Annotated in this window: 15 protein-coding genes, 1 tRNA gene and 3 pseudogenes; 13 read left to right on the top strand and 6 right to left on the bottom strand. The window is 43.9% G+C overall.

Annotated features, from left to right (window positions below; all coding sequences use genetic code 11):
* Positions 1-53 precede the first annotated feature (53 nt).
* A pseudogene (locus GT348_RS01135) lies at positions 54-1,480 on the top strand (sugar porter family MFS transporter).
* 64 nt (positions 1,481-1,544) lie between these two features.
* Here the strand turns inward: GT348_RS01135 and GT348_RS01140 are convergent.
* From GT348_RS01140 to GT348_RS01150, 3 genes and pseudogenes are all read right to left on the bottom strand, one after another.
* Positions 1,545-3,047 (bottom strand): glycosyltransferase family 2 protein, encoded by a 1,503-nt coding sequence (locus GT348_RS01140; RefSeq protein WP_160618166.1) that lies wholly within the window; start codon positions 3,045-3,047, stop codon positions 1,545-1,547.
* Positions 3,048-3,109: 62 nt separating this feature from the next.
* Entirely contained in the window at positions 3,110-5,464 is a 2,355-nt protein-coding gene (locus tag GT348_RS01145; protein WP_160618167.1) for a mechanosensitive ion channel domain-containing protein, read from the bottom strand.
* A gap of 61 nt (positions 5,465-5,525) precedes the next feature.
* Positions 5,526-6,592 (bottom strand): annotated as a pseudogene (locus tag GT348_RS01150) (quinone-dependent dihydroorotate dehydrogenase).
* A gap of 117 nt (positions 6,593-6,709) precedes the next feature.
* On the opposite strand from GT348_RS01150, the gene GT348_RS01155 reads away from it, so the two are divergent.
* From GT348_RS01155 to hflX, 7 genes are all read left to right on the top strand, one after another.
* Positions 6,710-6,988, top strand: a complete 279-nt coding sequence (locus GT348_RS01155) for a hypothetical protein (RefSeq protein WP_160619385.1) — start codon at positions 6,710-6,712, stop codon at positions 6,986-6,988.
* A gap of 114 nt (positions 6,989-7,102) precedes the next feature.
* The gene (gene dusB, locus GT348_RS01160; protein ID WP_272915424.1) at positions 7,103-8,152 is read left to right on the top strand and encodes a tRNA dihydrouridine synthase DusB; all 1,050 of its coding nucleotides are present in this window, start codon (positions 7,103-7,105) and stop codon (positions 8,150-8,152) included.
* A gap of 11 nt (positions 8,153-8,163) precedes the next feature.
* Positions 8,164-8,937: a helix-turn-helix domain-containing protein gene (locus tag GT348_RS09280; RefSeq protein WP_236646532.1), complete on the top strand. Its 774-nt coding sequence runs from the start codon at positions 8,164-8,166 to the stop codon at positions 8,935-8,937.
* Positions 8,934-11,288 (top strand): sensor histidine kinase NtrY-like, encoded by a 2,355-nt coding sequence (locus tag GT348_RS01170; protein ID WP_236646533.1) that lies wholly within the window; start codon positions 8,934-8,936, stop codon positions 11,286-11,288. The genes GT348_RS09280 and GT348_RS01170 overlap by 4 nt, the downstream gene beginning before the upstream one ends.
* A gap of 9 nt (positions 11,289-11,297) precedes the next feature.
* Positions 11,298-12,716: a nitrogen assimilation response regulator NtrX gene (ntrX, locus tag GT348_RS01175; protein ID WP_160618168.1), complete on the top strand. Its 1,419-nt coding sequence runs from the start codon at positions 11,298-11,300 to the stop codon at positions 12,714-12,716.
* A 28-nt stretch (positions 12,717-12,744) separates the two neighbouring features.
* Entirely contained in the window at positions 12,745-13,005 is a 261-nt protein-coding gene (gene hfq / locus GT348_RS01180) for an RNA chaperone Hfq (RefSeq protein ID WP_160618169.1), read from the top strand.
* Complete coding sequence (hflX, locus tag GT348_RS01185; RefSeq protein ID WP_160618170.1) at positions 13,002-14,327, top strand: GTPase HflX; 1,326 nt, start codon at positions 13,002-13,004, stop codon at positions 14,325-14,327. Before hfq ends, hflX begins: the two co-directional genes overlap by 4 nt.
* Before the next feature lie 41 nt (positions 14,328-14,368).
* On the opposite strand, the pseudogene GT348_RS01190 reads toward hflX, so the two are convergent.
* Positions 14,369-15,828 (bottom strand): annotated as a pseudogene (locus tag GT348_RS01190) (SulP family inorganic anion transporter).
* Between the two features lie 214 nt (positions 15,829-16,042).
* On the opposite strand from GT348_RS01190, the gene GT348_RS01195 reads away from it, so the two are divergent.
* Positions 16,043-16,118, top strand: a tRNA-His gene (locus tag GT348_RS01195).
* A gap of 52 nt (positions 16,119-16,170) precedes the next feature.
* Here the strand turns inward: GT348_RS01195 and GT348_RS01200 are convergent.
* Positions 16,171-17,724: a hypothetical protein gene (locus GT348_RS01200; RefSeq protein ID WP_160618171.1), complete on the bottom strand. Its 1,554-nt coding sequence runs from the start codon at positions 17,722-17,724 to the stop codon at positions 16,171-16,173.
* A 378-nt stretch (positions 17,725-18,102) separates the two neighbouring features.
* Between GT348_RS01200 and rplM the strand changes: the two genes are divergently transcribed.
* The 4 genes from rplM to GT348_RS01220 all read left to right on the top strand — a co-directional run bounded on the left by rplM (position 18,103) and on the right by GT348_RS01220 (position 20,788).
* Positions 18,103-18,576, top strand: a complete 474-nt coding sequence (gene rplM / locus GT348_RS01205) for a 50S ribosomal protein L13 (RefSeq protein WP_160618172.1) — start codon at positions 18,103-18,105, stop codon at positions 18,574-18,576.
* 10 nt (positions 18,577-18,586) lie between these two features.
* Entirely contained in the window at positions 18,587-19,090 is a 504-nt protein-coding gene (rpsI, locus tag GT348_RS01210; protein ID WP_160618173.1) for a 30S ribosomal protein S9, read from the top strand.
* 295 nt (positions 19,091-19,385) lie between these two features.
* The gene (locus tag GT348_RS01215; protein ID WP_160618174.1) at positions 19,386-20,468 is read left to right on the top strand and encodes a branched-chain amino acid aminotransferase; all 1,083 of its coding nucleotides are present in this window, start codon (positions 19,386-19,388) and stop codon (positions 20,466-20,468) included.
* Positions 20,469-20,485: 17 nt separating this feature from the next.
* Entirely contained in the window at positions 20,486-20,788 is a 303-nt protein-coding gene (locus tag GT348_RS01220; protein ID WP_160618175.1) for a hypothetical protein, read from the top strand.
* 207 nt (positions 20,789-20,995) lie between these two features.
* On the opposite strand, the gene GT348_RS09285 is transcribed toward GT348_RS01220, so the two are convergent.
* Positions 20,996-21,442: a tetratricopeptide repeat protein gene (locus GT348_RS09285; protein WP_236646534.1), complete on the bottom strand. Its 447-nt coding sequence runs from the start codon at positions 21,440-21,442 to the stop codon at positions 20,996-20,998.
* Positions 21,443-21,523: the final 81 nt, after the last annotated feature.

Below are 21,523 nucleotides of genomic sequence, written 5' to 3' on the forward strand. Positions count from 1 at the left end.
GAACTTAAAAAAAGTGGCTTTAAGCTCCCAATTTTGAAAAGGCCGTTGCATATATGTCTTCAGACCTTAATCCCTCTCCTGCAGATGAGGAAGAAAATACCTCTATCATCGGAGCATTTGATCCGACACGCTTTAAAATCGTGGCTATTGGCGTGGTAGCAGCCCTTGCAGGGCTTATGTCCGGTCTTGATATCGGAGTTGTTGCCGGAGCGCTGGATTTTTTTGGTAAGCGATATCAGGCTTCTACAATTGAACTTGAGTGGGTCGTTAGTGCGATGATGGCGGGGGCGGCCGTAGGAGCTGTTCTTGCAGGATGGATGTCGCATCATTTGGGGCGTAAACGGTCTCTATTAGTGGGGGCTACTGTTTTTGTTGTTGGAACGGTAGGCTGTGCACTAAGCTGGTCAGTCGCTTCTATGATTTCATTTCGTGTGGTTATGGGGCTTGCTGTGGGCCTGTCAGCTTTTACCGCACCGCTTTATCTTTCTGAAATTGCCAGTGCAGAATCCCGCGGGGCCATGGTTTCGACATACCAGTTGATGGTGACAGTCGGTATTTTTATAGCTTTTTTGTCGGATACCTTTTTCTCTTATAGTGGTAACTGGCGTGCCATGTTTGCTGTGGCTGCTGTCCCTGCCGTGCTGTTCTTAATTGGCGTCATATTTCTTCCTTACAGCCCTCGCTGGCTTATTATGCAGGGGCGTCGTAAAGAAGCACGCCAGATTTTGCTTGATCTTCGTGATGATCCTTTAGAAGCAGCAAAAGAAATTCATGCCATTCGAGAACAGCTTGAAACCAAACAGGAAGGGTGGAAACTTTTTAGAACCAATTCAAATTTCAGACGCTCTGTTGCATTGGGAATTACGTTGCAGGCAATGCAACAATTAGCGGGTATTAATATCGTTATGTATTACGCCCCAAAAATTCTTGAATCCGCGAATTTTGACCAGCAATCACAAATGTGGTGTACAGCCATTATTGGCATGGTTAATATGTTAGCCACCTTTGTGGCCGTTGGTCTGGTAGATCGTTGGGGTCGTAAACCAATTTTATATACCGGTTTTACTGTCATGGCTCTGGGAATGGCCTGCCTGGCGATCCTGCTTCATACAGGTATGCACACAGAGGGGTCTCAATTAGCTGCTGTATTCCTGCTTATGATTTTTTGTGCTGGTTTTGCCATGTCAGCTGGCCCTCTTATGTGGGTGCTCTGTGCCGAAATTCAGCCTTTGGCTGGACGTGATTTTGGCCTGTCACTTTCAACTTTGACCAACTGGCTGACGAACCTAGTTGTTGGTGTTAGCTTCCTGACGCTCATGCACTGGTTAGGGACGGGGGCACTTTTTGGTTATTTGCCGCTTTGAATGCAAGTTTCATTATTTTGACCTATCTCTTTGTGCCAGAAACAAAGGGCATATCATTAGGCAAAATTGAGAAAAAACTTATGAGTGGCGCTAAATTGCGTGATATTGGTCGCTAAGTTGCCTGATATAAAAAGGGGCTCTGAGTATTTAAAACTCAAAGCCCCTTTTTTATGGGTGAAGTCAGAACAGAAAAGGCTGTACAGCCATTAACTGGGCTTCTAGAAAAAGTTTTTCATCTAAAGGTAAATAATCCAGAAAAAATGGCAAAAGACGGACTGAAAGTGCCCGATCAAGTTTTGCTAAATATAAAATGACCTTTATATTGCGAGTACTTGATAAAAAGGCTTTGATTAAGCGGATAAAAGGAAATTCTTCCCAAGGTTTACTATCGAGTGCAGTTGGGCATTCCTGTAATTCAAATGTTTCCCACAAAGCTGTGTTAGGGCGGTCAGAGACGAGAGGCTCATTGGGCACAGTTGTTAAAAAATTACGCTTTTGACTAAGGCCACCCTTTTTACGGAGAAATACCCGTCCATCTGTTTGGGCAGGTAATAAATCATAGGGCAAAAAACCTAACAGACGACTATCTGCATGGATTGAAAAATCAAGAGGGTTGTTCGTGTTATTAAGGGCGAAGAGAAGGGCTGTTCCAGGAATTTTGGTTTTATCATAAAGAATGAAAAGTGTTGATCGGTTCTGGGTGCGTTCCTGGGCACAAACCAAACCACCGTGAATTTCAAGTCTTTGTTGATTCCAGGGGATTACACGAGCAATTTTGAAATTCGTTTTCCAAAGATTTTGATTTTCAGTAGTAAGGGTTTCTTCATGCTGTAGAGGGAAGAGCCTTTGAATTTTTGTTAATGTTAGGGCTACTCCTTGCATGATGATGGGGCGCATCCATTCTTTTATGGCCTTAACTTGCCCTTGGGGACGGCTATCATGAATTTTGGTCATGAGCTCGGAATAAAGATCTTCCAGCCTTATGGTAGAAGCATGACCTCGTCTTTCCCGCTCTACTAGTTGCTCCAGACTTCCACCAGGATAGTACATGATACGTGCTGTTTTCCATTCAGCCGGTGTACTTGTTTCTCCTGGCTGAACCCACTGAACATCTTTTCCTTCGGGAGAGACATATCGCCCTTTAACTAAGGGGAAGTAATGGTTATTTTCCCACACACCATTAAAATAAGAAGGCCGAATAAAAGATTTTATCCAACGATTATAGCGGTGGTTTGGGGCGCTGTGATGCGTGAAGGCATAAGGGTTTGGGTGTTCAGGCCGAAGTATTTCTCTGTTTGCACCATAAGTACAGCGATTAACAGCTATAGCACCAACCTTTTCATCAAATTCTGCAAGAAAATTGTGAACATGGTTATGTCTGTAAAGATTTAAATATTCATCAGTATCTAAAAAGAGCACCCATTCTGCAGATTTCTTTAGCCCTGCTATAGCATCAAGATAAACGATACGTTTGCGTTCAGAAAAAGAATTACTCGCTTTCTCTATTCGAAAGAGGCGTATATCCAGCGACAGGCTGGCTGCTTTTAAAAGTAGATCTGTCCCATCATCAGAATTATCATCAAATATTATGAAACTATCTATGCCCAGCTTGGCATGCCATCCTAGCCAATGCAGGATGTCTTTACGTTCATTACGGACAATTCCAACAAGAGCTACCTTCATGTAAATTCATTCCTCTATGTTGGAAGATTATTTTATAATAATTCTCAGCTTCACAATAACGCTTAACTCATTGTGAGGGTCATATGAGCTTCTCGGAAGATATGAAACAAATCAAAAAGAAGTGCATTTTTAACACTTCCCATTTTTCCTGGTCTGTCAACATAAGCGGATAAAGAAAGATTGAATGTTGTATCGTCTGTGGCTGAAAGTGTGATGGATGGAGCAGGGCTCTGCAAAATGTCCTCCTGCTTTTTAGCAGCTTCCAAAATCAAAGTACGTGCTTTATCTAAATCACTATTTATGGGCAATGTAAAAGTTAAAGTGATTTTAGCCGGAATATTACCAAAGCTGGCATTTTTGACATTTGTGGTAATAAATTGAGAATTTGGCACAATTAAGGTACTGCCATCTCCAAGTCTAATATCCGTTGTCCGAACATTAACCCGTTTAATTTCACCTCTATTGCCAGAAACTTCGATTATATCGCCAGCTTCTATTGGACGTTCTGCCAATAAGATTATTCCAGAAATAAAGTCTTTAACAATTGATTGCAGGCCAAAACCAACACCTACAGAGAGAGCACTAACAACCCAGGTCAGATTTTGGACAGATAATCCTACGAGAGAAAGAAGTAACAGCCCCACCAGGATCCAGGCACAATAAGTAAAGATACTTAAAATAGAGGTTTGAACACCAGAATTTAGCGTTGTTGTAGGAAAAAAGCGTTTATCGAGCCATATATGTATAAGTTTGATAAGATAATGAGACCCGATAATAAGAGCAAAACAGCCAAAGAGTTTTTCTGGTGAGAGAAAAATACCATGGATCGTACTACCTGTGAAAACTTGTCTTATGCGGTCGATGATGCCAGCGACAGTGAAGTCTCCTTCATTTGTCAGAAGGGCAATAAACACGACCAGAAATAGGATTGAACCAATTGCTGAAATGAGCACATTTAAAAATTCTAAGCGACGTTTGCTTACGCCCAATTTTAACAGATGTTTACCGCTAATAGTGTGTGGAGAAAAAACAATATTCATACAAGCTTGCCATGCCCCAACTAAACAACCTGTAAGGCTTAGGGCATAAATAACACTTATAATGGCGGTATTGATGGTAAAGGCAAAAGCGCTATATCCGCTTAAAATCAATCCAAGATTTAAGAGTGCATAAAGAAAAATTACGGCTCTCAAAGGCTTGCTGTAATTGACAAATATAGATTTATAAAAAGAGTCTTCAGTAGATTCAGTTTCGGGCTCAGTTGAAGGAGTTTGTTGCTGTGCATGAGGGATTATCATGAAAAGACAAATAATTCCGACGCAGGAAAAAAGGCCCTCTAAAAAGGCATTTAGGGTGGGGCCTAATAATTCTTGATCTTTAAGAGTTTTGATGAGCGCATAAAAAAGAACAGCCAGCGTTAAAGACAAAGAGCTACGGTGATTTGTTTTTCCATGATACCAATGACGCAAAGGGAGGCCAGCCCCCAGGATAAAGGCACAAATTGGGAGGGTTTGACCAATAATCTGCTCTGTTTGCGTAATTTTCGAATAGAAGAAGCCAGACCACCCAATCCAGCTTAAAAAAGCTATTCCACCCCACATTAAACCACACAAAAAGCGGACGAGCCTATCGGTAGAGCTTGTTTTTATGGCTTCATGATTAAGCCATTTAATAAAAGATGCAGTAAAACGCCGCCTCAGGAAAGTACCACCAATATAAGCAACGCATAATATGGCGATAGCGCTTATAAATAAGAAAGAATTTTGTCCTAATTTGCTATTTTTCGTTAAAGAAAAAGACCCTGAAGGTAGCTCGGCAGGCAGGCTTTCCCAATATGAAAATGTGAGAGGAGACGCACTGCGCTTTGATAAAGTATCATGTTGAATTTTGCTACGAAGTTTTTCTAAATCAGATAATAGATTACGTGCTTGAAGATCATAGAGCCGGGCTTGCACAGTTGTAGCTTTGATAAGCCGTGTAGCCTTTTGGGCATCTGTTCTTTGCCGGGTGACAGAGCTGTCTTCACCCGCGACAGCATCCTGTCCTAAAACTTCCAGGACAGAGGCTATTGCTCCATCATAAGCTTGCAGCTGTGAAAGAGTGTTCTTTGTATCCTGTTTAACAGCCTTAACATTAGTAATGAGATTTTGGAGCGTGATTTGGCTTAGAGGGTTTGTATCAGAGTGTATTTGCGTAAAAGCAGCTCGTAGGCTCTTACTATCTTCTTTGAGGCGTTTATTGATTTTTTGCGCAAATTCTTGCCAGTCCAGGCGGGGCATTGCTTCTAAAAAGGCAGCATTCGTATCTTCTAAAGTTGCATTTACTGATTGTGCCCTCGCTTCCGGTAGAAAAGAGTAAGAGGCCATTCCGCCAAAGAGTAAGGTGCTTAATATGATAAGCGTAAAACGCAAAGCCATGGTCTTTATTACCTCTCCAAAACCGGAGTCATCGCAACGTGAAAATCAGCAAATGCTGATTTTAAGATAAGTGAGAGAGATCTTTTAGGGAGTTTACTGCCGCATCATCCATCGCTCTCAGAAGTTCTTTTTTTAATCTGATCAAAAGGGATGATCCTTCATAAATGAAACTTGTATAAATTTGTACTAAATGTGCGCCCATGGCGAGACGTTCAAAAACGTCACGTCCTGACTCAATCCCGCCAGATGAAATGAGGGTAAGCTGGCCCCCTTATTCAGTTCAGAAACAATTTTCAGCACATCGCGTGCCCTTTGAGAGAGAGGCCTGCCTGAAAGGCCACCAGTTTCAAATGCTCTAGCATTTCTGAGGCTATCAGGGCGTGCCAGGGTCGTATTTGTTAAAATAAGGCCGTTAGCCCCTCCATTAAGAGCTGCCTGAAAAATGGGCCTGTATGATTCATCGTCTAGATCAGGGGCAAGTTTAACTAATAAGGGAGGGTGGTAAGGAGCATTCTTTTTGATGGCTTCTAGAATTTGGCTCAGTGTTTCTGGTCCCTGAAGATCACGAAGGCCAGGTGTGTTGGGTGATGAAAGATTAATTGTAATATAGTCTGCGTAACTATGAACGCGCTCCACAAGGTAAGGATAGTCTTTTAGAGGGTGGGCTCCAACTTTGTTAATGCCCAAATTTATGCCTAAAGGGGCAGAAGCACCTTCTGCATGGCCAGCGCGGTTAGCCTTGTATAATTGTGCAAGATTTTGGCAAAAAATATCAATACCGCAGCTATTAAATCCCATACGGTTAATAATGGCACGGTCCTCACTTAAGCGAAACAGGCGCGGCTTTGGGTTGCCTGGTTGGGGTCGGGGCGTTACGGTTCCTGCTTCGACAAAGCCAAAACCTATTTTTGCCAACCCTTGTAGGGCACGGGCATTTTTGTCAAAACCAGCTGCTAAACCGATGGGATTTGCAAAATCTTTTCCCCATAAAGTAGTGGAAAGTCTAGAGTCGTCTAAAGGAGCGGAACCTGTCAGACCAAGAGAAAATGAGCGAATAGCCAGCTCATGGGCACGTTCAGGGTCGAGTCGTTGTAAAGCCCATATCGCTGTTTTCTCAAATTTTAACATAAGACTATTCCTCTGACTTTCCCCTATAAGTAGGGTTACAAAATATGTTGAGCTCTTTTTTACAACGAAAAATGATCTATTTCTCTTTTTAAAATATAAATAGACTGAGATAAAATGATGTGGAACGAACCTTACCTTGAAACTTGTTGTCGTTCTGCCTTACACAGGCTTTTCTTAAGCGGTGAAAATGGCCGTCCTGCTCTGGCAATTACAGAGGGTGAATTTCCTGATTTTAGAGCGCCCCTTAAAGATCGCGCCTGCTTAGAGCGCCTGGTTCAGATGAAGCTGGCATTTCAGGACGGAAAAGGCAGATTTTATATAACCTTTCAGGGTAAACAACGACATCAATTAGAGATTTTATCAATGAAGCATCGAAAAGCACGACCTATATTGTAAAACTTAAGTGAAACAAAACAGAGTGCTTTATGCTTTAAAAGCTCCAAGAAATGGGGCAGTAGATAAATTTCTAAGCAATTTTTCTTTTCTCTTTTTTCGGACCCGAATATCTCAGTGGCTTATCACTCTCCTCTTAGGCCTATAAAGCTTGGCAATAATATAATTTTGGAAGATCCGGTTATTTTGGCACCCATGTCAGGTGTTACCGACCTTCCCTTTCGCCGCCTGGCACGTGAACTTGGTGCTGGTTTAGTTGTTTCTGAGATGATCGCCTCTTGGGCGATGGTACGTGAAAACGAAACAACATTACGAATGGCAAAAACAGCCGGGGCTGGCGGGGTCAATGCTACACAACTTACAGGTTGTGACCCAGACGCCATGGCCGAGGCTGCCAAAATAGCAGTCGATGGCGGGGCTGATCTTATTGATATTAATTTTGGCTGTCCTGCGCGTAAGGTTGCTATCGGGCAGATGGCAGGCTCTTTTTTAATGCGTGATGAAATTTTGGCAGCTAAAATATTGCAGGCAACAGTAGAGGCTGTTTCTGTCCCAGTCACACTAAAAATGCGTATGGGGTGGGATCATGAAAACCTAAACGCCCCACGGCTGGCACAAATCGCAGAAGACGTTGGTATTCAGCTTGTTACTGTGCATGGTCGTACGCGCCAGATGTTTTATAATGGCAAGGCCGATTGGGCGTTTGTTCGCACAGTAAAAGAAGCGGTGAAAATTCCTGTTTTGGTTAATGGCGATATTGTGACTATTGCTGATGCACGAGAAGCCCTTGCCGTTTCAGGGGCAGATGGAGTCATGATTGGGCGTGGTTGTTATGGAAGACCCTGGTTTCCTGCCCAGGTTGCAGCGTCTTTACGTCAAAATACCGATATTGCAGATCCTTCAATCGAAGACGAAAAAGCAATAGTTCTTAAGCATTATCATATGATGCTTGATCATTTTGGTGAGAGGCCAGGTTTAAGACTCGCACGCAAACATGTTTCTTGGTACTCTGTTGGGCTGCCAGGGTCAGCGTCATTTCGTGCTGAAATTAACCGACTAGATAAGGCTGAAGAGGTTATTGAAACTATAGAGCGCTTTTATGACACTCAGATAATGGCTGGGATACATCGCGACCGTGAATCAATGCATGCAAAGATAGTGGCTTGAGAATAGAGACGATGACAAAAAAATCTTCTGCCTCTTCTGAGCAGTTTCTAGCTTTAGAAAATGACTTGACTCACAATGATGCTCTCAGCGTATTGCAGCCCTTATTTTTATATGGAGCAAGCTGTGAAGAGCGCCTGACTTTTGCACAACGTGTCCATAATTACAGCACAAAAGCTCACAAGCCTTTTGTTATTGCTCAGCTTACTACAATCCCGCGTATTTTGCAGGAAGAAGCTTTCTTTGGAAATAACGGACAATCCTGGATTAATCAGGCCCAGGGAGGGACTTTAGTTGTTAGCGAGATCGACGGCTTACTACCAACAGTGCAGCAGGAATTAGCAAAAATTCTGACAAGCAAATCGCCTTCTGTACGCTTGATTATGGCAAGCTGTCATGATCGTTCTTTGTTATTGAAGCATTCTGCTCTGCAAAGTGAACTCCATTTTTGGCTCGAAACACTTGAGATGCGTTATTGTGTTGGTTCAGAACGTATAAAAGCAGCCCGCTATTTGCCGGCTGGTTTGCAGGATTCTGGGTTAACAGGATTTTCCGCCATATTAGAACCTATTATGCGGGACTATGTCGAAACGTGGCTGAAAGCAGAAATTAGTGGCCTTCATGCTCATCTTGTTGCTGAAATAGAACGGCCTTTAATTATGATGACATTGAATCACACTCGCGGTAATCAGCTAAAAGCCGCTGCGCTATTAGGTCTTAACCGCAATACATTGCGTAAAAAAATGCAGGATCTCAATATTATGTCAGGTCGTGGAGAGAAAAGGTGAAAGCCCTTTCTCGAAAGGAGTTTCGCTTTTTAACACGCTTAACCAGTGCTCATGGAATAGTCTGGTTGACAGTTATTGCACTCCTTTTGACCTTTATAACTTTTGTCGTTTTGGCTGGAGGGGTGTCGTTTATGCACCTTCCTCAATTACAAGCGGCACTTTTTCTTTTAGATTTTGTTATAATTTTACTTATTGGGGCGGCGTCCGTCAGGCAAATCGGTCATATGTTGGCCGAAAGGCGAATGGGGTTAGCCGGCGCCAGGTTACATACACGTCTAGTTACACTTTTTGGTGTGGTAGCTGTTGCTCCCACCCTCATGTTAGGAGCCTTTGCAGCGCTTTTTTTCCATTATGGTGTCGAAATTTGGTTTTCTAATCGTGTTAACACAGCCCTTAGCGAAGCACGATCGGTAGCAGCTGGTTATTTGCGTGAGCATAATGATAATACAAGGACAGAAGCTTTTGCGCTCGCCAATACTCTTTTAACGATTCAAAATGATGAGTTTTTAGCGCAGGGATCAGATATTTTTCATGATCCTACCCGCTTGCAAACTTTACTTGAAGATGAAGTTACCGAGCGTGGTTTAACAGATGCTGTCATATTTGACCCTTTAAGTGATCAAATTATCGCGACTGGTGGGTTATTAATTAATCGTGACAAACATGCTTTTATCACCTCGCTTCCACCTAAATCTATGGTGGAAATGGCTCGGACAGGAGATGTAGCGATCTTGGATCAGCCCGATTCTCGTGTGATTCGGGCTGTTATTTCACTGGGTGGTAATAGTGGGCTAATGCTCGTTATTACGCGCCAGGTCGATCCGGAGATCTTGCAGCATGTAAAACGTACAAGCAGCCTCGTGCATGATTATGAGCGTATGATCAATAACAGGGGCAAGACACAAATTGCTCTGGTCGGTATTTTTGCATTAATGGGGCTGCTCGTTTTAGCAGTGGGTATGCTAACAGGCCTGGCTTTAGCGAATCGTATTGCTCATCCTCTTAGTCTATTAATTTTAGCATCTAAGCGTATTTCTCGTGGCGATTTGGCTGTACGCGTGCCAGTTGATACAAAGTTGGGAGAGCGTGATGATGAAGTTACAGCTCTTTCACGTGCTTTTAATAAAATGACAGATCAATTAGAGAGCCAACGCAAGGAATTGATGGAGGCTTATGATCAGCTTAATGAGCGTCGTCGTTTTACAGAGACCGTATTAGCCGGCGTTACAGCCGGCGTTATTGGCCTGGATAAGCATCAAATTGTTGAACTGCCAAATCGTATGGCTTCGAGTATTTTACAGCGTAATCTGGAAGAAAAAATTGGCAGTCCCCTGGCAGAAACTGTTCCAGAATTTGCGGCTCTTTTAAAAGGTGTTAGTCAGACTCCTGACCATGAGCACACAGCAGAAATTCAGATCGATATAGCAAAATCATCTGCTCCTGGAGGGCCGGGAGAAGGAGGTGGAGCTGGTGCCGGGCGTACACTTTTAGTGCGTATTGTTGCTGAATGGCGAGAAGAAGAAGTAGAAGGCTATGTCGTTACGTTTGATGATATTACCTTGCTCCAGCTTGCCCAAAGAAAAGCAGCATGGGCCGATGTGGCACGTCGGGTTGCTCATGAAATTAAAAATCCTCTGACACCCATTCAATTAGCGGCTGAACGGCTGAGAAAGCGATTCCAAAAAGAGATTTCAACTGACCCTGAAATGTATGGCCAGCTTATTGAGACGATTATACGTCAGGTTGGTGATATTGGGCGTATGGTCGATGAGTTTTCAGCCTTTGCGCGTATGCCGCAACCAGTTATCAAGCCTTATGATTTAGTAAAGCTTTGCCTTGAAGCCTTGATTTTGCAACGTCACGCTCATCCTGAAATTATTTACACGACGCAGGGATTAGATCAGGGTCCTGTTGTAGCCCTATGTGACCGGCGGATGCTTGGACAAGCGTTAATTAATCTTTTACAAAATGCAGCAGACGCTATTTCAATGGCAGGACGTGTCAAAGAGGATGGGTCTGTGATAGGTCATATTACGTTATGCTTAGCGATAAGTCATCATGAAGCTATTATTACTGTTGAAGATGACGGTATAGGCTTGCCGGAACATGAACGCCATCGCTTAATAGAGCCTTATGTTACTCATAAACCGAAAGGTACAGGTCTTGGCCTGGCCATCGTAAAGAAAATTATGGATGCTCATAAGGGAAAGCTGCTTTTAGAGGATAGGTATAATATGTCAGCTTCTGACCAGCCTTCTATTCCTAAAGAGATATTACAGGGAACACGTGTTTCGCTTCATGTTCTCTTGTCAGATAAAGATGGGAAAGCTCAAGGGCTCATCAGATCATGAAGGTGTAGCATGGATTATGAAATTCTAATTATTGATGATGAGCCAGACATTCGTTTCCTTTTAGAAGGGATCTTAAACGATGACGGTTATCTCACACGCAGTGCTAAAGACTCTGATCAGGCTTTAGCAGAGTTCCGAGAAAATAGACCTTCTCTTATTATTCTTGATATTTGGCTCCAAAATTCCAAAATTGATGGTATGGAACTTTTGAAGATCTTCAAAGATGAAGACCCATCAGTGCCAATTCTTATGATTTCAGGCCATGGCACGATCGAGACGGCAGTATCAAGCCTTCATCATGGTGCCTATGATTTTATAGAAAAGCCCTTCCAGTCCGACCGGTTATTGGTAGTTGTTCAGCGTGCCCTCGAAGCTGCACGATTAAAACGTGAAAATGCCGAATTACGAACGCGTGCAGACTCTGAAATGAGCTTAATGGGCCATAGTTCATTAATGGTTAGTGTGCGCAATCAAATCATGAAGGTGGCGCCAACAAATTCGCGTGTTTTAATTACAGGGCCAGCGGGAGCGGGTAAGGAAGTAGCAGCGCGCATGCTGCATGCTCAGTCTAAACGTGTTGATGGGCCATTTGTTGTGCTTAATTGTGCAGCTTTAGCACCAAGTCGTTTTGAAGAAGAATTATTTGGTGTTGAAAAAAATGGTGACCGTCCCACTCGGCAGGGCTTGTTAGAACGTGCTCATCACGGCACCTTATTGCTTGATGAGGTTGCCGACATGCCTCTTGAGACCCAAAGCAAAATTGTTCGGGCGTTACAAATTAGAACATTTGAACGTATAGGCGGCGCCACAAGCGTAAAAGTAGATGTGCGTGTTATCGCGACAACAAACCGTAATTTACAAGAAGAAATTAGAGCAAGGCGTTTTAGAGAAGATCTGTTTTACCGCCTTGCTGTCGTGCCGCTCCATGTTCCTGCACTGAAAGAGAGGCCAGAAGATATACCGGCCTTAGCGAGTTATTTTTTGGAGAAATGTGCACAATCTGCGGGTTTACCCAAGCGTGATCTGTCAGTGGATGCTCTTGCAAGTCTTCAGACTTATGAATGGCCAGGTAATGTGAGAGAATTGCGTAACCTTATGGAACGCATGCTGATTATGGCGCCTAGCAACCCTGCTACGAGTCACGAGCCAATTCGTGCCGATATGCTACCAGAAATGGTGAGCAAAGGCGCACCTTCAATGACCAGACTTAATGCTGAAGCAGATGTAATGAGTTTACCCTTGCGAGAAGCGCGGGATCTTTTCGAAACACAATATCTTCAAGTGCAATTAATGCGTTTTGGGGGCAATATAAGTCGTACTGCAAATTTTGTGGGAATGGAGAGAAGTGCACTTCATCGCAAGCTGAAGCAATTAGGGGTTACGCAAGAAGATCGTCTTGGTGTTCACTCCTCCAACTCTGCTTCTTAGAAACTAAAGTGAGGAATAGGATTTGGTTATGTCGTCACCTATATTAGATTCAGTACAAGATATATTTTTACAGCATCTCATCGCACATGAAGAGCCCGTTACGGTCTTTTTAGTGAATGGCGTTAAGCTACAGGGAATCGTAGTGTTATATGACGCCCATACGCTTTTATTAAGACGCGAAGGGCATGTGCAGCTTGTATATAAAAATGCAATTAGCACTATTATGCCTATCGCAGCCTTAGCTAATTTTATTGTCTCTATAGAAGATAATACAGAGGATCATCTTTGAAGAAACCTGAAGAAACAGCACGACCAGCCACACGTGCCGCCGTTATTCTCCCTTGGGAAAAAAACAAGGCATCGGACTCACCGCGCGCTGCTGACTCTCGCTTAGAAGAAGCGGTCGGTCTGACTGCCTCTATTGGTCTGGATGTTATTTACCAGACAATTTTTCCTTTAAGAGCGCGTCGGCCAGCTACCTTGCTTGGTGTTGGACATCTTGAACATCTTTCAGAAATTGTTCGTTCAGAAGAAATTGGTGTCGTTGTTGTTGATGCAAAGCTTTCTCCTGCGCAGCAAAGGAATCTGGAGAAAGCTCTTGCCTGTAAGGTCGTGGATCGTACTGGGCTGATTTTAGATATCTTTGGGGCGCGTGCCGCTACTCGTGAAGGTGTTCTACAGGTTGAACTTGCTCATCTAGAATATCAGCGTTCGCGGCTTGTGCGTTTATGGACTCACTTAGAGCGCCAACGGGGGGGCTTTGGCTTTCTTGGCGGGCCGGGTGAAACGCAAATCGAAGCTGATCGCCGTATGATCGGTGATCGTATTGTGAAACTCCGAAAAGAGTTGGACCAGGTTAGAAGAACGCGCGGATTACATCGTCAGGCACGCCGCCGCGTGCCGTTTCCGATTGTAGCGCTCGTAGGTTATACGAATGCTGGAAAATCCACTCTTTTTAACAATTTAACGGGTGCCGAAGTCCACGCAAAAGACCAGCTTTTTGCGACACTAGACCCAACGATGCGTGAACTTAAACTTCCTTCAGGTCGGCATGTTATTTTGTCAGACACCGTGGGATTTATTAGTGAGCTTCCTACAGAGCTGGTAGCTGCATTTCGTGCCACTTTGGAAGAAGTGGCCGAGGCAGATATTATTTTACACGTACGTGACTGTGCCCATCCTGATAGCTTAGCGCAGCGGGATGATGTCCTGTCTGTATTAGAGGATATGACCAAGGATGGGATGATTGACCAATCATGGCCAGATCGTACCATAGAAGTGCTCAATAAAGCCGATTTATTAGGTGGCGTTTCGCATGTTCCTGCCAGCCAGGGATCGCTGCCAGTTTCAGCTCTTAAAAGCGAGGGTTTATCAGACCTGCTTGAAAGATTGGATCAGGTTTTATCCCGGTCCATGCAGGATTATGATGTAACCTTGCCCATTACTGATGGAGCTGCTCTGGCGTGGCTTTATGAGCATGGGGATATTATAGAGCGTTCAGATAATGAAGAGCATATAGAGCTTCATGTTCGTCTCACACCGTCCAATCAAGAGCGTTTTATGTGCCAGTTCCTGGCCTGTTCAAGCCAGGAACGTCTTTCAGCTAAGTGAAAAAAAGGCCCCATTGGAAGGGGCCTTTTAAAAAACTAAACCTAATTTTGCGATTGCAAAACGTCTTCGTCAGACTGATCGGCAATAATGGCATGCTTGGTTTTGTTAAAGCCAATCATTTCTATTTTTTTGCCTCTGCTTCTGAGTTTTTCTATTATTTTTTCCAATTCTTCAACAGATGTAATGTCCCAGAAATGGGCAGAAGAGAGATCAATAATAACTTTTTTTGCTGGGGTGTTATAATCTATCGCTTCACTCAAAAGACTTGCTGAAGCAAAAAAGACCTGCCCTGTAACCTGATAGGTTAGAGTGGCGTCAGTTTCTACTTTCTTGACGTGAATAAGATTTGAAGTGCGCCAGGCAAAGAAAACACCTGAAAGCAACACCCCAACAACCACACCTGCTGCCAGATCATGCGTTAAGACGACGACAAAGACGGTGACAATCATAACCAGGCTTGAGAGCTTGGGATGACGCGTGAGAGCTTTTAAACTACTCCAGGAAAATGTGCTAATTGACACCATAATCATAATGGCAACCAGGGCCGCCATAGGGACTTGAGCAACCCACTTATGCAGCACGACCATTAAGAGTAAGAGAAAAGCGCCAGCCGTGAAGGTGGAAAGCCTTCCTCGCCCCCCATAGCGTAAATTGCCAACTGTCTGACCAATCATGCCGCAGCCAGCAATACCACCAAAGATACCCACAAAAACGTTAGATATGCCCAGTCCTGTGCATTCACGTTGTTTTTCACTATGGGTGTCAGTGAGGTCATCCACCACTGTAGCTGTCATAAGTGATTCTAGCAGCCCTACAGCAGCCATTGCGAGCGCATAGGGAAAGACAATTTCCAGAGTCGTAAAATTAAGAGGAACGTGGGGAAGTGTGAAATGAGGCAAACCTGTAGGAAGCTCACCTAAATCGGCGACTGTACGGACAGGCATGGGATGAATCATTGTGATGGCAGTGAGTATCACAATGCAAATCAGCGGGGAGGGTATAATTTCTGTAAGCTTGGGCAGGAGATAAATGATGATTAGGCCCAGAAAAATGAGCAAATAAGTATGCCACGTTACCCCAACCATTTGCGGTACTTGAGCAGAAAAAATCAGAATTGCCAATGCATTAACAAAGCCTGTCCTGACTTCGCTTGCTACAAAACGCATGACAGCCTGTAAGCGGCATAATCCAAAAAGAATTTGCAATAATCCCGCCATCAAAGTGGCTAAAATCATATAGTTTACGCCGTGATGATGAACGAGCGGCGCAACGACTAAAGCGACTGACCCAGCAGCCCCGAGATCATACCGGGGCGACCACCAAATATGGCAATAGAAACCGAAATGACAAAAGAGGCGAAAAGAGAAACAGCAGGAGAAACGCCGGCTATATAGGAAAAAGCAATAACCTCTGGAATAAGGGCAAACGTCCCCACCATGCCCGCGAGTATTTCACGCACCGGGCGTTGCGTCCATTGCTGGACGTAAACGGAAGCTGACATAAAAACTTTGAACCTTCTCAATTTTAAGGAAAAAGATAGGGTGCGCCGTATTCAGGCCCGGAGCGGCAATGACACTTTATTTAATAGGCATTTTTGACAAACATGTGAAGCCTGAAGCCCGAGGAGGAACAAAAAATACGTCTAGGAACAAAAAAATATTAAAAAGGGGCTGGACGAGACGCTCAGGATTATCTAAATCTTCCTCTGCTGTGTGGCGGATGTAGCTCAGTTGGTAGAGCGCCGGTTTGTGGTACCGGTGGTCGCGGGTTCGAGCCCCGTCATTCGCCCCAGCAGTTTTCCCCTCAAATTTATTTACCTTAATCTCCTGGTGAGATGCGCTTTTTATCGCGCATTTACCGAGGTGACATGAAGGGAATCTATAATATTCTCCGCAGATGCTGTAGGTGAGAGCTTGCTAAAGATAGCAGGAGATATGTTTCCCAAACTGATACTTAAAGTGCGATCACGAGGATCAGTCCAGAAATCTGCTAGTGGGCTGATAAAGGAACGCACTTCGGCTAGCTTATCTAAGTTGTGAATAATATCTTCACGCAGACTTTCACGCGTTTCCAAAGGCTCAAGCTGCTGTGCAAAAGCAAGCCCCAAATCTATAAAATGGTCACCATGCATCGTAATGATTGTATTATTAAATTCGGTGGCCTGTGCAAAAGAGCGTGTTAATCCAGTCTTTTTATAAAGTGGATTATAATCTGGGTAGTTATAGTGGCTGTTAAGCGTCAAATTACCAATATTATTTAAAGACAAACGTGCAGTAGCATCACCTTGCCACAGATTATTTTCACGGTGATTTTGTAATGTAAGGCGTAAAGTGCTTTGTGATCCATTAACTGAAAATGGCAGGTTAAATTTCTGTGTAGGCCGGAAATGGAAGCCTTTAAGAAGGGCCTCTGTGCGGATACCGTTATTATCGTCTCTACGTGAGATAGAAAGTGAGTCTAGCCGTGTGCTATTTTGTACCGAGTCCTTGTTAAAAGCTAATTTTAAATCATTAACACTAAGATAGCCTGTGTTGAGCCATGGTAAATCTAATGGCCTTTCCCAGAAAATCCTGGTGATCTGTGAATCACCTTTGAAAGGGCGCTTCAAAAGATGTGGCGTTCCTTCTCTAGCTTCTAGATAAGAGAGGCTAAGCGTGGCTGGTAAAGGTGTTTTGGCATTTTTCCCCTTGGGGAAAAGAAGAGCACTCGCAAATGTTGTTCCAAATGAATTCAGATCATTTTTGCTTAGATTGATCCCTAAAGAAAGATTTTTCAGCATGCCGTAAACACGCTTTCCGTGGCCGTAACCTTCTAAAGTTAGGGACTCGGTATGAGCTTCACGAATCGTTAAGTTATTATAAGATGTTTCAATAGCTTTAGGGAAAAGAAGATTAAGTGCTTCTATATGAGTACGCGAAAAACGTAGGGAAGTCAGGTTTTCTGGATTAAAGGTCAGGATCATTGCTAAAGAGCGCATGCTGTTAGCTGTGAGATCAGACCCTTTTATGATGCCTGGAGCCGCAGGAATCAAAAGATGTCTAAATATAATTTTCTTTATATCAAGTTGTAATTTGGGTGTTTTATAGCCGGTATTTTTTAATAGAAGGCTTGAGAGAGTTAGCCTGCCTCCCGGTAAAAACTGTGGATGACCTAAACGTATGAGTTTGGCATGAAAAGAGCTGGAGCCGTTTTTAAATGTGACATCATGTAAAGTGACGCCTCTAACTAAAAACGCAGGACTTGCCGAACGATAGGTAAAAACAGTGCCTTTAGGAAGGGCTGCCTGAAAGCGCTCAACAGCATGCTCCAACTCTAGGCTGGCATGGCGATAAATGCCCATGCCGGCTATGGCAAACACCAGGGCAATCAGACATAGAGCGAGCCAAGGTCTTTTCACAGAGTTTTCTCCCGAACTTATCTCTATCTGATAAAGAAAGTTTAACCAAAAATGATCATAGACCAAATATCATTACCGAATCCTGCCTAAGGTCGGCAAGTTTTTCGGTTTTTTTTAGGTATAAAGATAAAATTTATTGTGTGGTATAATGATACCACAAGTAGTTATTTGTTGAAGAACTGCCAAAAAATTAGTGCTGCTTTTAGAAAAAAGACTTGACGTGCCTCTTGCTTATAGCGATAACACGCCAACTTATACCAATCTCATAGTTTGGTTTTCTCCCTCTTCTTAATGTTGCATGGGTCAAAGCTAGCTTGAGGTGGGATTCTTTCCTGGTGCGGCGATGAGCGCAGCACCGCTAGACCGGAAATGTCACTAATGAAGACCACACTTTCGCTGAAACCTGCGGAGGTAACAAGGAATTGGATTTTGATCGACGCCGAAGGGCTCGTTCTAGGTCGCCTTGCAACGATTATTGCTAATCGACTCCGTGGTAAACATAAGCCTCAATTCACGCCACATGTTGATTGTGGTGATGCAGTTGTTGTTATTAACGCTGACAAAATTGCCCTTACAGGCAATAAAGTTGGCCAAAAGCTCTTTCATTATCACACAGGTCATCCTGGTGGTATTAAAGAACGCAGCATCACACAGCGTCTGGAAGGTAAAAATCCAGGTCACGTTGTGATGAAAGCGGTTGAGCGTATGATTACGCGCGGCCCGCTTCAACGCGCTCAGATGAAGCATCTTTATATCTACGCTGGTACAGAGCACCCCCATGGTGGTCAAAACCCTGTGAAGCTAGATGTTGCGGCTCTGAACCGTAAGAATACCTTGAACAGCAAGTCGTAAGGCCTGTATCATGTCAGAAACTCAAGAGCGCCTCGTCGCCGAGCGTACCGGCACGCTGCAGGATCTCGCTAGCGTTGCTCCCGTTACCACGAATGCTGCACCCGTTTATGAAGCAAAGCGTGACGCCCAAGGGCGTTCCTATGCAACTGGACGTCGTAAAGATGCAGTAGCTCGTGTATGGCTCAAGCCAGGTAAAGGCGATATTATCGTCAATGGCCGTTCCGTAACGACTTATTTTGCACGTCCTGTGCTTCGTATGCTGATCACTCAGCCATTCTTGGTTGTTGATCGCTATAACCAGTTCGACATTTACTGCACCGTAAAAGGTGGTGGACTTTCTGGTCAGGCTGGTGCCGTGCGTCACGGTATTTCACGTGCTCTTACTCATTATGAGCCAGAACTTCGCCCTGTTCTTAAAGCGGCTGGGTTCCTTACACGTGATAGCCGTGTTGTTGAGCGTAAAAAATACGGTAAAGCAAAAGCACGTCGTTCCTTCCAGTTCTCAAAACGTTAATCCTAGACGTTTTGGCGGATTGTTACGCTTATGGAGAACCCTGGAGGCAAATAGTCTCCGGGGTTTTTCTTTAAGCCAGACATATTATTGTTTTATTCGATGGCTAAATGTCGTGGTGTAATTTTATTAGTTAAAAAGACGATTATTTGATATATTTGACAAGATATTATTGCTAATTCCTTATAGATTCTTTCAAAATTTTATGACTAATATCCTAAAATAGGGTTTCCCAATAAAAGAACCTATGTCAGGGTAGAGAAAATACGAGTGTTACATTTCTGGGAAAGCTGGCCTCATGACACAATTCACTTTTGAAAAAACACCTAATCCAATCTCGCAAGAACGCCGTCAAGCTTTATTGCAAGATCCAAAATTTGGCCGTGTCTTTACCGATCATATGGCTGTTATTCGTTATAATGATGAAAAAGGATGGCATGATGCAAAGGTAACGCCGCGCCAGCCACTGCCTATTGATCCAGCATCTACCGTTTTGCATTATGGGCAGGAAATTTTTGAGGGCCTGAAAGCTTATCGTGGTGAAGATGGTCGCCCGCTGCTTTTTCGCCCTCAAGCCAATGCTGCCCGCTTTGCAGCATCTGCTCGGCGGCTTGCTATGGCAGAATTGCCAGAAAATCTCTTTTTGGGTGCTATTGAGGCCCTGTTGAAATTAGATCATGAATGGATTCCCTCTGGGGAAGGGCAAAGCCTTTATTTGCGTCCTTTCATGATCGCAAATGAAGTCTTTCTTGGAGTAAAGCCGGCAACCGAATATCTCTTTGTACTTTTAGCCTGTCCTGTAGGGGCCTATTTTGGTTCGGGTTGTGTACCGGTCTGGGTGACCGAAACATATAGCCGCGCCGCACCAGGCGGTACAGGAGAAGCGAAATGTGGTGGTAATTACGCTGCAAGCCTTGTTGCGCAAATGGAAGCCAAGGAAAAAGGCTGCGAGCAGGTGCTTTTCCTTGATGCCGTTGAAAAGCGTTATATTGATGAAATGGGCGGCATGAATGTCATGTTTGTGCGGCGTGACGGTACTGTTGTAACGCCACCTCTAAGCGGCACTATTTTAAGAGGCATTACGCGTGATAGCTTATTGAAATTGGGCCGTCATTTAGGAATTTCGATGGTTGAAGAAAAACTATCCATTGATGATGTTTTTGCTCAAGCTCAATCTGGTGAAATTACAGAAGCTTTCGCTTGTGGAACAGCTGCTGTTATTTCTCCTATTGGAGTTTTGAAACGTCCTTCAGCTATTGCGCAGTTTGGTGATGGAAAAAATCCTGGCCCTGTCACCTTGCGTTTGCGCGAGGCGCTTACCACGTTGCAACGTGGCCAGTCAGAAGATCCTTTTGGTTGGCGTTATAGCGTTACCCTCTAATATTAGCGAGAAAAGCCGTGGCGCGATCTGTACTTATTCGTAACACAACTTCGGGAATTACCCGTGAAGGATATGTCGGCTTTAGCTGGACTTATCTTTTTTTCGGATTTCTTGTCCCACTTTTTCGTGGGGAAATTGCTATAGCGGCTTTTCACGCTATTTTGACGTTTTTAACAGGCGGGTTGTGGCAGATATTATACTGTTTTTTCTATAATCGCCATTATATGACACGTATGTTGTCTCATGAGGGTTATGTCTTGGCTGACACGCCAGAGCGTAATCAGATGGCCGCCTGGCAGCTCAACATCACCCAACTTTGATTCTTAATGGGGGTAGGCTCTAGGGAGCGGCCCCTTTTTGAGAATAAAACTCTTCTAGCCGCTTTTCTAAGCGGCTTTTTAGTGCCAGGTCGGATGGAAGATCAGGATTTGAAAGCTCTTTTTTCATAGCCAGAAGAATATCTATTGTGGCTGTCTCAACAGCTTTATGCCACCAATAAAGGGCTTCTTTGGAACGCTGGAGACTTACTAGAGCTGTGGCGTAATTATGCTGCCCTCTATAATCTCCCCCTCGGCAGAACGTTTATACCACTCTAAAGCAGCTTGAGGGTTGCGGGGTGTTTCCCATCCTTCTTCTATAAAACGTGCAAGAAGATTCATAGATTTTGCATGACCTTGTAGAGCTGCTTTTCGAAATAAAAGATAAGCATCAGCACGGTTTGCTTGGATACCCAAACCACGTAAGGTCATAATCCCAAGATTATAACAGCCCCATAAATCACCTAGTTGAGCAGCTTTTTGGTAGTAAGAGACAGCCTGAGAAAGTTCACGGTCACATCCCCATCCAAAATGAGAACAACGCCCTAACATATTATAAGCCGGTCCATATTGCGCTTGAGCCGCAATTAAAAACCAGGAGCGTGCCTGTTCATGGTCTGGTTTAAGATAGGTGCTGTTAAGAAGTATTTTCCCCATAAAACTTGCTCAAGAGCATGCCCATTAGCCGCTTTTTGATAAATTTCAGCTATGTCGGGGGGGAGTGCAGGAACGGAATTC

The sequence above is a fragment of the Aristophania vespae genome, assembly GCF_009906835.1.
In the GTDB taxonomy this organism is placed as follows: Bacteria; Pseudomonadota; Alphaproteobacteria; order Acetobacterales; family Acetobacteraceae; genus Aristophania; species Aristophania vespae.